The sequence below is a fragment of the Celeribacter sp. genome (genome assembly GCF_048261515.1).
Taxonomy (GTDB): Bacteria; Pseudomonadota; Alphaproteobacteria; order Rhodobacterales; family Rhodobacteraceae; genus Celeribacter.
In genome coordinates this window covers 117,959-130,484 of record NZ_JBLXFZ010000003.1, presented here as the reverse complement: position 1 = coordinate 130,484, position 12,526 = coordinate 117,959, and the positions used below count along the sequence as shown (strand labels likewise).

The window sequence follows — 12,526 nt, the reverse complement described above, 5'->3', positions numbered from 1 at the left end:
CTACATTACGGACAAAGGAGACATCTATGTTCAGCATTCCAGGCAAACAGGCGGTCACCATGACCGACGCGGCGGCCCGCCAGATCGCAAAGCTGATGGCGCAAGACGGCTCCAAGGGGCTGCGCATCGGCGTGAAAAAAGGCGGCTGCGCAGGCATGGAATACACCATGGACTACGTAGACGAGATCGACCCCCACGACGAGATCGTGGAACAGGACGGTGCCCGCGTGATGATCGCCCCCATGGCGCAGATGTTCCTCTTCGGCACGGAAATCGACTATGAGGTCTCGCTCCTCGAAAGCGGCTTCAAGTTCAACAACCCCAATGTGGTCGATGCCTGCGGCTGTGGCGAGAGCATCAAGTTCGACGAGAGCCTCGAAACCGCCACTACCGCGAACGGCGCGCCGAAGCTGTGAGCATCACGGATGAGGAACTGGCCTTCACGCTGGAACTCTTCGCTCCGCTCGGGTCTATCACCAAACGCAAGATGATGGGCGGCGCGTCGATCTATTGCGACGGGCAGATTTTCGCCATCCTCTCATCCGATGGCCGTATCTATCTCAAGGCGAAAGGCGCATTGGCCGAGGAACTGGCGCTCGAAGGCTCCGAGAAATTCGAAATGGCTGACGGGCGCGGGATGAACTACTGGACCCTCCCCGACAGCGCCCTTGATGACCCCGAGGCGGCAAGCCACTGGGGGCGCAAAGCCCTCGACGCGCTTTGATGCAACGACACGTCAAGACACCCTCACGCAAAGCACACACGAACTACAAGGCCACCTTGACGCGCCCGCGCGGACCACTACACAGGGTCGGAACATTGGCTCCGGTGCGGGCCACCCCCTATACGTGACCCGCCGCCGCGACACTGATGAAGCCACAAACAGGAGGATTCCCCATGGCGCGCAAACTGGCCGCAGGTAACTGGAAAATGAACGGCAACAAGGCCGCGATCAGCGAGGCCACCAAACTGGCCGAGATGTTCCCTGTTCCGAAGGTGGATGTGCTCTTGTGCCCGCCGCTCACCATTCTGGCGCCAATGGCCGACGCGCTGTCAGACGCAAAGATCGCTGTCGGCGCGCAGGATTGCCACGCCAAACCCTCTGGCGCGCATACGGGCGATGTCTCCGCCCCCATGCTGGTCGACGCAGGCGCGCAATATGTGATCCTTGGCCACTCCGAGCGCCGCACGGACCACGGTGAGACCGACCAATCGGTTGCCGAGAAAACGCAGGCCGCCTTCACGGCTGGGCTCTCGCCTATCGTCTGCATCGGTGAAACACTCGAAGAGCGCGAGCAGGGCGAGGCACTCAACGTGGTGGGCCGTCAACTGGCAGGCTCCCTGCCCGACGCTTCCGACCTCGACAAACTGGTGATCGCCTATGAACCCGTCTGGGCCATCGGCACAGGCAAAATCCCCACGCTGGAGCAAATCGCCGAAGTCCACGACTTCATGCGCACCACGCTGCTTGAACGCTTCGGTGACGGCGCGGCGGCCATCCCGCTGCTCTACGGCGGCTCTGTGAAACCAGGCAACGCTGCCGAGATCTTCGCCACCTCCAACGTCGACGGTGCGCTTGTGGGCGGGGCGTCGCTCAAGGCCGACGACTTCGGCGGCATCATCTCCGCACTCGAAGCCGCCTGAGCTTCATCTGTTTGAAAATATCCACGTCACCGCGGGGTCACTGCGCGGTGACGTCCTCGTCATAGAGCCACGCGAAACGGTCCACCGCCGCCTTTGCGGCGAAGCGATTGCCAAGGCGCAGTACAGTATGACCGACCGCGCGCGTCACCCCCTTGAGATGGTAGTTGCGCGCGTTGCCATTTGCGGCCTCGATCACCTTGACCACCCGCTCGCGCCGCCGCGCCTGATAGGCAGGAAGCGCCTGATCGAGCGGCAGCTTGTCGAGACAATCAGCCAGAACCCAAATATCCTCGAAGGCCATATTCGCCCCCTGCGCCAGAAACGGCAGCGTCGGATGCGCGGCATCCCCTACCAAAGCCGTGCGATCCGAATGCCAGTGCCGCGCCACGGGATGGCGGAACAGGCCCCAACGTGAAACTTCCTCGACCCGCGACAGAAGCGTCCTCACCCCTGCGCCGAAATTGGAGAAATGGCTCACCAGTTCGGCGGGATCGCCACGATGCTGCCAGCCCTCCTCGGACCAGTCGGGACGCTCCTCGACCGCCACGATATTGATCAAAGCCCCGTCCCGCAGCGGGTAGCAGACCACATGCCGCCCCGCCGCCATATGGACCAGCGCCTCTGCAGGCTCCCCACCCAGCGAAGGAACGGTCGCGCGCCACGCGGTCTGTCCTGTGAAAAAGGGCTCCTCCGGACCATTGAGCATGGGTCGCAGGACCGAATGCAACCCGTCCGCCCCGATCACGAGGCCATGGCGCTTGGCCACACCATTGGCAAAGCGCAGGTCCACCCCTTCGTCATCTCCCGCGATGGCCTCCACGCGGTGCCCGAGTGCGATCTCCACACCGACCTCCCGCGCCCCCTGTTCCAGAAGCGCGATCAAATCGGCGCGATGCACGAGCCAGAAATCGGCATCGGGGCGGTAGCGGGCAAAATCGAGATGCAGAACCTCGCGTCCCATATAGCCATCCATCAGTCGCACGCCGCGCGAGCGCATCGCAACAGGCGCAAGATCCAACCCAAGCGCACGCAGCACCGCCGCGCCATTTGGCGTGATCTGCAACCCCGCACCGACCTCGGTAATGGCCTCCGCCTGCTCATAGACCGTGACCTTTGCCCCGCGCATGGCACAGGCCCGCGCAGCCGCAAGTCCAGCCACCCCGCCGCCAAGAACGGCGATATCCTGCCCGATCAACATCCCAACCCTTTCTGCCGCGCGGTCCGACGAGCCTGCGCCCCGTCGCGGTCTCTGCAGCGCGTTTGTCCGCGCCCGTCCCGTTCTATGTCACGCACCCTGCCCTTCGTCGCGGTCACCGATTTGAACAGGCACGCACAAACGAAAAGAACCGAAGCACTGCTCCGGTTCTCGCATATTCTTGTTGATCTGTCAGTTGCGCGATTTGCCGCGAAGTGCGGGAATGGCCCCGCATCCCACCTTCGCCCCTCATAAGACCGTGAGGCGAACAGGCGGCGCGATCAGTCGTCGCGGTGGACCTTTTCGCGACGCTCGTGACGCTCCTGCGCCTCCAGCGTCATGGTCGCAATCGGACGCGCATCCAGACGTTTGAGCGAAATCGGCTCACCCGTCACTTCGCAGTAGCCGTATTCGCCATCCTCGATGCGACGTAGCGCCGCGTCGATTTTCGATACCAGCTTGCGTTGGCGGTCCCGCGTGCGCAGCTCAAGCGCACGATCGGTCTCTTCGGACGCTCGGTCGGCAATGTCGGGAATGTTGCGCGTGCCATCTTGCAGGGCTTCGATGGTGTCGCGGCTGTCATCGAGAAGTTCCTGACGCCAGTTCAACAGCTTTCGGCGGAAATACTCGACTTGCAAATCGTTCATAAACGGTTCGTCCTCGGCGGGACGGTAGTCATCAGGCAGGAAAACTTCAGCCTTCATCGTATCTCGCTCCTCAACACCGTCAGCACTATCGTTTGTTCCATGTGCCATGCGGCCACCTCCTAAGTCGCGTCCATTTACTCCGATTCAGCGGGGTTGTCACTACACGATCTACCTCATATTGCACCTTTAATCGGGGCTGGTATGATCGCCGCGAAACCTGCGGCCTGCGCCAGCTGTTGAGCCCCTCGCGGGCCCGCAATCTGGCGCTACCACAACCCACGCGCTACTCCTGACAGCAAGGCTCCCGTTAACGATGAAATTTGCCTCCACCGATACCTATGTCGCCCCACCCGACCTGACCGTGGCTGTTAACGCAGCCATCGCGCTCGAACGTCCACTTCTGGTGAAGGGCGAGCCTGGCACGGGGAAAACCGAACTGGCCCGTCAGGTCGCCGCCGCGCTGGATATGCCGATGATCGAATGGCAGATCAAATCCACAACCCGCGCCCAGCAAGGCCTCTACGAATACGACGCCGTAAGCCGCCTACGCGACAGCCAGCTTGGTGATCCGCGCGTTTCCGAGATCAGCAATTACATCCGCAAGGGCAAGCTCTGGCAGGCTTTCGAGGCCGAAGAGCGCGTGGTGCTTTTGATCGACGAGGTCGACAAGGCCGATATCGAGTTTCCAAACGACATGCTGCACGAACTCGATAAAATGGCCTTCCACGTCTACGAGACGGGCGAGACCGTGACCGCGCGCCACCGCCCCGTGGTGATCATCACCTCCAACAATGAGAAGGAACTGCCCGACGCCTTCCTGCGCCGCTGCTTCTTCCACTACATCCGCTTCCCCGACGAGGAGGTGATGCGCAAGATCGTGTCCGTCCACTTCCCCGACCTCAAAGAACGGCTTCTGGCCACGGCGCTGACGCAATTCTACGAGATCCGCGACATGAACGGGTTGAAGAAGAAACCCTCGACTTCCGAGATGCTCGACTGGCTCAAACTCATCCTCGCAGAAGATCTCACGCCCGAAGATCTCGCCCGCGACGGGGTGAATGCGCTGCCCAAACTCCACGGCGCGCTTTTGAAGAACGAACAGGATGTGGCGCTTTTCGAACGTCTGGCCTTCATGTCACGGGGAGGACGCGGATGACCGCCCTGACCGATCCCGCGATGGTTTACGGCCAAAGGCCGCACCCGTGAGCGCGCCCAAGCGCCTGAGCACGGCGCTCGCCCTTTGTGCGACACTGGTGGCCTGTGGCACGCCAGAGGGTCGGCCCGACACCACCGCGCTCACACTCGCCAACGCCACCCGTGCCGAGCGCGCAGCCAACCTGCCGCCGATGAAACGGTTCAAGGGCACGACACCCGCACCCGCACCCGCCGCGCTGCGCTCCAACGCGGAAATGTCGCGCGATTTCCTCGACCTGTTTTTCCAACTGGAGACAGGTGCGGAATTGCCTGTGTTCACAAGATTCGAGGGGCCGATCACCCTGCGTGTGACGGGCGGCCCCGTGCCCGCGTCGCTCTCGGCCGATCTGGGCGACCTTTTGACCCGCCTGCGCAATGAGGCGGGCCTGTCGATCACCCGCGTGTCCTCAGCCGAGGCCGCCGCGATTACGATCGAGTTGATCGACCCCGACGACCTCGCGCGCCGCGCCCGCGACAGCGCCTGTATCGCAGTGGCAGATGTCTCCTCGTGGCGCGAATTCAGCTCTCGCCCGACAGTTAGCTGGACCCGCATAACCACCCGCACGCGCGCCGCCATCTTCATTCCGCGCGGCGTGGCCCCGCAGGAATTGCGCGACTGTCTGCACGAAGAACTGGCGCAGACGCTTGGCCCCCTCAACGACCTCTACCGCCTGACCGACAGCACCTTCAACGACGACAACGTGCATTCGGTTCTGACGGGTTTCGACATGCTCATGCTGCGCGCGGCCTATGCGCCCGAATTGCGTTCGGGTATGGATCGCGCTACCGTGAGCGCGTTGATCGGGCCGCTGCTCGACCGCCTCAACCCGCGCGGACGAACAGGCGGCACGAGCGCCACACGGCCGACCCCGCCCGCCTTCTCCACAGCGATCAAAGGCGCCATCGAGCGCGGCTCCACCGCCCGCCGTCTGGCCGCCGCCAACCGTGCCGTTGCGATTGCCCGTGAACAGGGCTGGCGTGACGGGCGCGCAGGGCTGGCCTACTTCCTGCGCGGGCGCATCCTGCTGCCCTCCGATCAGGACGCCGCGCTCACGGCCCTGCTGACAGCACGCGACCTCTACGACGGCTCCGCGCTCACCCGCTACCACGCGGCCAATGTCGCCCTGCCTTTGGCCGCTCTCGCCCTGCGGCGCGGAGAATTCGATACGGTGATCGCGCTCACCTCGACCGCCATCCCCGCCGCCACACAGGCGCAAAACGCCGCCCTTCTGTCCTCGCTGATGTTCGCCAAGGCCGAGGCCCTAACCCGCATGGGACGCGCCTCTGAGGCACGCGCTGTGCGGCTCGACAGTCTCGGCTGGGCGCGTTATGGGTTCGGAACCACACGCGCTGTGCGTGACCGCGAGGCGGAGTTTACCGACCTCGCCCGCGCGAGCCAAAACACGAATTGACCCCAACTGGTCCCGCCCGACGCGGCGCGACATACGACAGGAGACCCGCACGATGATCGGTATAGTCTTGGCCATTCTGGGCGCATTGTGGGGCTGGCGCGTCGCCACCAAACGCGGCGGCACCCGCGCCGACAAGCTGCAATACGCCATCGTCTACATGCTCGTCTTCGCCATCGTCGGCCTGTTTGCGGGCGTCCTCGTCGACCGGATGAACTAGGGCAAGCACGCGATGTTCCTGCCGTTTCTCTCCGACCTGAGATCGGCGGGCGTGCCTGTATCCCTGCGCGAGTATCTGGCCTTTCTGGAAGGGTTGGATGCGGGTCTTGTGACCTATGACGCGGAGGGGTTCTACTATTTCGCCCGCGCCGCCCTCGTCAAAGACGAACGTCACCTTGATCGCTTCGATCAGGTGTTTTCCAAGTCTTTCAAAGGTCTTGAAGGCATCTCTTCAAGTGATATCTCAGCCGCACTCGGCCTTGATCGCGAGATCCCCGAAGACTGGCTGCGCCGCGAGATCGAGAAGAACCTCTCCCCCGAAGAGCGCGACGCCATAGAGCGGCTCGGCGGGTTTGACGCGCTCATGGAGACGCTCAAAAAACGCCTTGAGGAGCAAAAGGGGCGCCATCAGGGCGGCAGCAAATGGGTCGGAACGGGCGGCACTTCGCCCTTCGGCGCCTATGGCTCCAACCCCGAAGGCGTGCGGATCGGGCAGGACAGATCACGTCAACGCCGCGCGGTAAAAGTTTGGGACAAAAGAGAATTCCGCAACCTCGACGATCGCGTTGAATTGGGCACGCGCAATATCAAAATCGCGATGAAACGCCTTCGCAAATGGGCGCGTGACGGGGCGCATGAGGAACTTGACCTCGACACCACCATCCGCGCCTCGGCGGAGGCGGGCTATATCGACGTGCGCACCCGCCCCGAACGGCGTAACGCGGTCAAAGTGCTGATGTTTTTCGACGTGGGCGGCTCGATGGACGATCATATCAAAGTGGTGGAGGAACTCTTCTCCGCCGCCCGCGCCGAGTTCAAACACCTCGAATACTACTACTTCCACAACTGCCTCTATGAGGGCGTGTGGCGCGACAATGCCCGCCGCTGGAACGCGCAGACGCCGACGCAGGAGGTCTTCAACACCTACGGGCGCGACTACAAGGTGATCTTCGTCGGGGATGCCTCCATGTCGCCCTATGAGGTCGCCCTGCCAGGTGGGGCCAACGAACACTGGAACGAAGAGAGCGGCGAGACATGGCTCAGGCGCGCCCGTGAGGCGTGGCCCGATCACCTCTGGCTCAACCCCGTGCCGCAGGCCCATTGGCCCTACACCCAGTCCATCGCCATGATCCGCGAGATTTTCGAGGACCGCATGGTGCCCATGACGCTGGAAGGGTTGGAGCGCGGCTTCAGGGTTTTGGGCAAGTAGCCCTTTCCGTTTGGCCCTGCGCGCCCCATATTCACCCCATGTTGCGTCTGACCCCGATCCTGCTCGCCCTGCTCTACGGCTATGCCATGTTCCGCTTCTCCGCGTGGCGGATGAAGCAGCAACTCGACGCGCAGTCGTCCGAGCTGGCCGATCCGAAGCTGCAAGGTGTGCTGCGCGCGCTGGCCCGTGCTCTTGATGTGCCGCGGGTGCGGGTGCTGATCCATGAGGTGCCCACAGTCAATGCGCTGGCCGCCCACGACGGGCGCGTGTTCATCACGCGCGGCATGTATGACAAATTCCGCTTGGGCGAAATCACCGCCGAAGAACTGGCCTCGGTCATCGCCCATGAAATCGGCCATGTCGCACTCGGTCATTCCAAGCGGCGGATGATCGACTTTTCGGGACAAAACGCGCTGCGCACGGGGTTGGCGATGGTCCTGTCGCGCTTCATCCCTGTCATCGGCCCGTGGATCGCGGGGCAGGTCATCCACCTTCTGACCGCGAAACTGTCGCGCGCTGACGAGTTCGAAGCCGATGCCTATGCCTCCGCCCTGATGCTCAAGGCCGACCTTGGCATCGCGCCGCAAAAGGAGATGTTCCGCAAGTTGGACAAGATGACGGGCAACAGAGGTGCGGCGATACCCGCGTGGTTCCTGTCGCATCCGAAGTCACAAGAGCGGATCGCAGCGATTGAAGCCAATGAGGCCAAATGGGTGGGCGACAACGCCTGAGCCTCAGCCCGCGCCCTGCGCAACCGCCTTACCGAGCCGCGGCAGACGCGCCTTGCGCATCAACCCGCGCATGGTCCATGCCTCACCCGAAAGCCGTTCGGCTTGCAATCGCACCGCCTCGACCACCTCTCCGACAGCCTGCGGATGATGGCTCCAAAGCTCCCACAGGAACCCGTCGGGGTCGCGCCGTTCGATCCCGTCTTCGGCCAGAACGTGCCGCGGGAAATCCTTGGCGTTCATAGTCAAAAGCACATCCGCCCCGCCACGGATCGCCGCCGCAAGAACGTGAATGTCGTTTTCGTCCGTGAGATAGAGCCGCCGTGCCACGCCCTCCCAGTCGCGCACTTCGGCCTTGGGCCATGCCGCCTGCACCAGCGCCACTTCGCCGCGCGCCTGCGCCTCGCCGTCAGGGCCGATCTTGCGCGCTGCCCGCGCCCATTCCTCAAGGATACGCGCCGACCACAGCGGCGTGAAAAGCCCCTTGGCCGCCACGCCCAGAAGCACCTCGCGCATCACCGTGGGATAAAGCACACAGGCGTCGAGCAGCACCTTGGTCACGGCAGGAGCCTGTAGAACAGCGCCTTGAGATAGCCGCTTTCGGCGAGTGCGGGCATGAGCGGATGATCGGCGCCCGCAAAGCCCGTGTGGATGAGTTGCGCCCTGCGCCCTGCCCGCCCGATGCCACGGTTACAAGCCACACGGAAAGCATCGAGATCGGCGGCGTGCGAACAGGAGCACAGCACCAGATAGCCGCCCTCATCCACCAAAGGCGCGGCCATGCGAGCGATCCGCTCATAGGCACGCAGCCCCTTCTCACGCGCCACTTTCGAAGGTGCAAAGGCAGGCGGGTCGCAGATCACCGTGCCAAACATCTGCCCCTCCTCACCGAGCGCGGCCAGCACGTCGAAAGCGTCCCCCTTGCGCGTCGCGAAATCATCAGCACGGCCCATAGCCTCCGCCCCTTTTGTGGCGAGGTCGAGTGCGCTTTGCGAGGCATCGACCGACAGTGCGGTCTCCGCGCCGCCCGCAAGCGCGGCAAGCCCGAAGCCACCGACATGGGAAAACACGTCGAGGACCGAACCGCCCGCCACGAGGCGCTGCGTAAAGGCGTGGTTGGGACGTTGGTCAAAGAAGAGACCCGTTTTCTGACCGCCAAGAAGATCGGCCATATAGGTTGCACCATTCATCGAAACGGGGATCGGCCCATTAAGCGCCCCGCGCAGGACGCGAGTTTCCTCCGCCAGCCCTTCAAGGCTGCGCGCCCGTCCCGTGCCGTTGACCACGATTGTCTCAATGCCCGCGACCTTGGCCACCGCATCGGCGAGCATCTCGATCCGCACATCGGCCCATGCCGCATTCGGCTGAATCACGCAGGCCGCACCGAAACGGTCGATCACCACACCTGGCAGGCCATCGGCCTCGGCATGGATCAGGCGGTAAAAGGGGGCGTCAAAGAGGCGCTCGCGATGCGCAAGAGCCGTAGCGATCCGCGCCTCGAACCAAGCCGCATCAATCGCGGTCTCCTCGTCGCGGGCCAGAACGCGGCCGAATATTCGGGAGTTGGGATTGACCGCGACCAGCGCCAGAAAGCGGCGCTCGGCATCTTCGAGGCGGGCAAGGCTGCCGGGCTCGATGGCCTTGGTGCGGCGGTCAGTGACCAGCTCGTTGTCATAGACCCAAGGGGCACCGTGACGAATGGCACGGGCGTTGGCTTTGGGCTTGAGGCGGATCGTCGGAAACGAAGAAGAGGGATGCGTCATGCACCCCTCTTACCCATGTCTCATGCGTTACGAAAGCGCGAATGCGCAAGCTTTCGTTCAGGCCAGCTTGCCTTTGGAGGCAACGCGGCCGTGGGAGAAACGTGCTTTTACCCAGCCACCGAAAGAGGCAACCAAGTCGCGAGCCGCTTCCGCGCGAAGTTTGCGTGCACGCTCTTCGATTTCGAAAAGAGTTTCAGCGTTGTAATCGTCCATAATCTTTACCTCGTTGGCTTTGTGGGCAGCGGCAGTTCGGGGTGTCCCGTCTGTCGCACGGCCACTGTGGCCTCCCGTTGACACCAACATAGGTCACTTATTCTGACTTAAAACTGCTCAATTGGAATGCCCGCTTTGCACCTGCAGCATGGCACCTCCAGCCCGACAGCAATCTGGGCCCGTTTTCCCCGACTAGTCCCTTGTGCATTCCCCGCGAGGGCTGGACAAATCGGCACCTTTGGGCTACGTTAGCGCTAACGGATGATGGTTTAGCGCTAACTGAATCATATCACCGCCCGCAGTGTCGCGCCCATATTTGCGTCGAGTGCTGCAATTCCAACGACTTAAGCACCAAAAAGGCCCGAAATGTCGCTCAACTCCACGATAGACGCCGTCACCGCGCGGATCGTCGAACGCTCTCGCCCGACCCGTGACGCTTACCTCGCCCGCATGAACAAGGCCGTCGAGGACGGACCTGTGCGCGCGCATCTGACCTGCGGCAATCAGGCACATGCCTATGCCGCCATGGGGAACGATCAGGATCGGCTGGCGCAGGGCCGCGCCCCGAACCTCGGGATCGTGACGGCCTACAATGACATGCTCTCGGCGCATAAACCCTACGAACGTTTCCCTGACCTGATCCGCGAGGCGGCCCGCGAAACAGGCGGCACCGCACAGGTCGCAGGCGGCGTTCCCGCCATGTGTGACGGCGTGACCCAAGGCCAGCCGGGGATGGAGCTGTCCCTGTTCTCCCGCGACACCATCGCACTGGCTGCGGGCGTGGCCATGTCCCACAACTGTTTCGACGCCGCGCTCTATATGGGCGTGTGCGACAAGATCGTGCCCGGTCTGGTGATCGCGGCAGCGACCTTCGGCCATGTGCCCTCGGTCTTTGTCCCCGCGGGACCGATGACCTCAGGTCTGCCCAATGACGAGAAATCCAAGGTGCGCCAGCAATTCGCGACGGGTGAAGTGGGCCGCGACAAGCTGATGGAAGCGGAGATGGCCTCCTACCACGGGATCGGCACCTGCACCTTCTACGGCACGGCCAACACCAACCAGATGCTCATGGAGATCATGGGGCTGCACCTTCCAGGTGCATCCTTCATCAATCCAGGCACCGAGCTGCGCGGCGCGCTCACCAAAACAGCCGCCAAACGCGCGCTTGAGATCACGGCACTGGGCAACGACTTCCGCCCCGTTGGGCAGATCCTCGACGAAAAAGCCTTCGTCAACGGCATCGTCGGCCTGATGGCCACGGGCGGCTCCACCAACCTCGTTCTGCACCTACCCGCCATGGCGCGTGCGGCGGGGATCATTCTCGACCTTCAGGACTTCTCCGACATCTCCGAAGTCACTCCCCTCATGGCGAAGGTCTATCCCAACGGGCTGGCCGACGTGAACCACTTCCACGCGGCGGGCGGCCTTGGCTATATGATCGGCGAATTGCTCAGCGAGGGTCTGCTCCATGAGGATGTGAAGACCATCGCGGGCGATGGCCTGTCGCTTTACACCAAAGAGCCGAAGCTCAAGGATGGCGAGGTCACATTCGAGGAAGGCACCAAGGTGTCGCTCAACGACAAGATTCTGCGCCCCGCCTCGGACGCCTTCCAACCCTCGGGCGGCCTTAAGGAACTCAAGGGCAACATCGGTCGCGGCGTGATGAAGGTTTCCGCCGTCGCCCCCGAACGCCGTGTGGTCGAGGGCAAGGCGCGGGTCTTCCACGATCAGCGCGATGTCAAGACCGCCTTCCAGAACGGCGAGTTCACCGAGGACACCGTGGTGGTCGTTCGCTTCCAAGGGCCGCGCGCCAACGGGATGCCCGAACTCCACTCTCTCACACCGACGCTCGCCGTTCTGCAAGATCGCGGATTGAAAGTCGCGCTTGTCACTGACGGCCGCATGTCGGGCGCATCGGGCAAAGTGCCCGCCTGTATCCACGTGTCTCCTGAGGCGCTCAATGGTGGACCGATCGCCAAGATCCGTGACGGCGACCGCCTGCGTGTGAACGCCGAGACAGGCGAGTTGGACGTGCTCGAAGATGGGTTTGACGACCGCCCTGCCGTGGAAGCCGACCTCTCCGCCAACGCCTTTGGCATCGGGCGCGAGTTGTTCGGGATTTTCCGCGAGAACGCGGGCAATGCAACCGAGGGCGCATCCTCGATCCTGTAGGACGGGTGGCGGCCTTGATGTCGCCCCTCCCCACCTGCTGAAAGCGGCGCAGCCAATAGTTGTTATAGGCTGCGAATCCCCGCTTGCCCCTTGACCCCTTCTCTCCGATGGAGTTGTTAGGGCTAACATCGT

Annotated in this window: 14 protein-coding genes; 9 read left to right on the top strand and 5 right to left on the bottom strand. The window is 63.1% G+C overall.

The annotated features are described in order from the left end of the window. The first annotated feature begins 26 nt into the window (after positions 1-26). The 3 genes from ACN0SC_RS07655 (at position 27) to tpiA (ending at position 1,644) form a co-directional block, all read left to right on the top strand. A complete protein-coding gene (locus ACN0SC_RS07655; RefSeq protein WP_417249074.1) occupies positions 27-416 on the top strand; it encodes a HesB/IscA family protein in 390 nt (129 codons plus the stop codon). Continuing rightward, a complete protein-coding gene (locus tag ACN0SC_RS07650) occupies positions 413-724 on the top strand; it encodes a TfoX/Sxy family protein (protein ID WP_417249073.1) in 312 nt (103 codons plus the stop codon). Before ACN0SC_RS07655 ends, ACN0SC_RS07650 begins: the two co-directional genes overlap by 4 nt. A 173-nt stretch (positions 725-897) precedes the next feature. Then, positions 898-1,644, top strand: a complete 747-nt coding sequence (gene tpiA, locus ACN0SC_RS07645; protein WP_417249072.1) for a triose-phosphate isomerase — start codon at positions 898-900, stop codon at positions 1,642-1,644. A 37-nt stretch (positions 1,645-1,681) separates the two neighbouring features. Here tpiA and ACN0SC_RS07640 read toward each other — a convergent pair whose 3' ends face one another. Further along, positions 1,682-2,842: an FAD-dependent monooxygenase gene (locus ACN0SC_RS07640; protein ID WP_417249071.1), complete on the bottom strand. Its 1,161-nt coding sequence runs from the start codon at positions 2,840-2,842 to the stop codon at positions 1,682-1,684. 278 nt (positions 2,843-3,120) lie between these two features. Further along, on the bottom strand, positions 3,121-3,543 hold the full coding sequence (gene dksA, locus ACN0SC_RS07635; RefSeq protein ID WP_417249240.1) for an RNA polymerase-binding protein DksA: 423 nt from the start codon (positions 3,541-3,543) through the stop codon (positions 3,121-3,123). A 256-nt stretch (positions 3,544-3,799) separates the two neighbouring features. Here dksA and ACN0SC_RS07630 point away from each other — a divergent pair, with 256 nt between their 5' ends. The 5 genes from ACN0SC_RS07630 to ACN0SC_RS07610 are packed head-to-tail and all read left to right on the top strand — an operon-like array spanning position 3,800 to position 8,249. After that, a complete protein-coding gene (locus ACN0SC_RS07630; RefSeq protein ID WP_417249070.1) occupies positions 3,800-4,642 on the top strand; it encodes an AAA family ATPase in 843 nt (280 codons plus the stop codon). Positions 4,643-4,688: 46 nt separating this feature from the next. Beyond that, the gene (locus ACN0SC_RS07625; protein WP_417249069.1) at positions 4,689-6,092 is read left to right on the top strand and encodes a DUF2927 domain-containing protein; all 1,404 of its coding nucleotides are present in this window, start codon (positions 4,689-4,691) and stop codon (positions 6,090-6,092) included. 52 nt (positions 6,093-6,144) lie between these two features. Beyond that, positions 6,145-6,309 (top strand): apolipoprotein acyltransferase, encoded by a 165-nt coding sequence (locus ACN0SC_RS07620; protein WP_417249068.1) that lies wholly within the window; start codon positions 6,145-6,147, stop codon positions 6,307-6,309. A 12-nt stretch (positions 6,310-6,321) separates the two neighbouring features. After that, positions 6,322-7,518, top strand: a complete 1,197-nt coding sequence (locus ACN0SC_RS07615; RefSeq protein ID WP_417249067.1) for a vWA domain-containing protein — start codon at positions 6,322-6,324, stop codon at positions 7,516-7,518. Between the two features lie 38 nt (positions 7,519-7,556). Further along, on the top strand, positions 7,557-8,249 hold the full coding sequence (locus ACN0SC_RS07610; protein WP_417249066.1) for a M48 family metallopeptidase: 693 nt from the start codon (positions 7,557-7,559) through the stop codon (positions 8,247-8,249). 3 nt (positions 8,250-8,252) lie between these two features. Here ACN0SC_RS07610 and ACN0SC_RS07605 read toward each other — a convergent pair whose 3' ends face one another. From ACN0SC_RS07605 to ACN0SC_RS07595, 3 genes are read right to left on the bottom strand one after another with little or no spacing between them, the layout of a single operon-like run. Next, the gene (locus ACN0SC_RS07605) at positions 8,253-8,762 is read right to left on the bottom strand and encodes an RSP_2648 family PIN domain-containing protein (RefSeq protein WP_417249239.1); all 510 of its coding nucleotides are present in this window, start codon (positions 8,760-8,762) and stop codon (positions 8,253-8,255) included. Between the two features lie 41 nt (positions 8,763-8,803). Further along, the gene (locus tag ACN0SC_RS07600; RefSeq protein ID WP_417249065.1) at positions 8,804-10,009 is read right to left on the bottom strand and encodes an RSP_2647 family RNA methyltransferase; all 1,206 of its coding nucleotides are present in this window, start codon (positions 10,007-10,009) and stop codon (positions 8,804-8,806) included. Between the two features lie 57 nt (positions 10,010-10,066). Further along, positions 10,067-10,222 carry an RSP_7527 family protein gene (locus ACN0SC_RS07595; RefSeq protein WP_417249064.1) on the bottom strand — a complete coding sequence of 52 codons (156 nt, stop codon included), beginning with the start codon at positions 10,220-10,222 and terminating at the stop codon, positions 10,067-10,069. Positions 10,223-10,588: 366 nt separating this feature from the next. Here ACN0SC_RS07595 and edd point away from each other — a divergent pair, with 366 nt between their 5' ends. Continuing rightward, positions 10,589-12,394 (top strand): phosphogluconate dehydratase, encoded by a 1,806-nt coding sequence (gene edd / locus ACN0SC_RS07590; RefSeq protein ID WP_417249063.1) that lies wholly within the window; start codon positions 10,589-10,591, stop codon positions 12,392-12,394. Positions 12,395-12,526 lie beyond the last annotated feature (132 nt).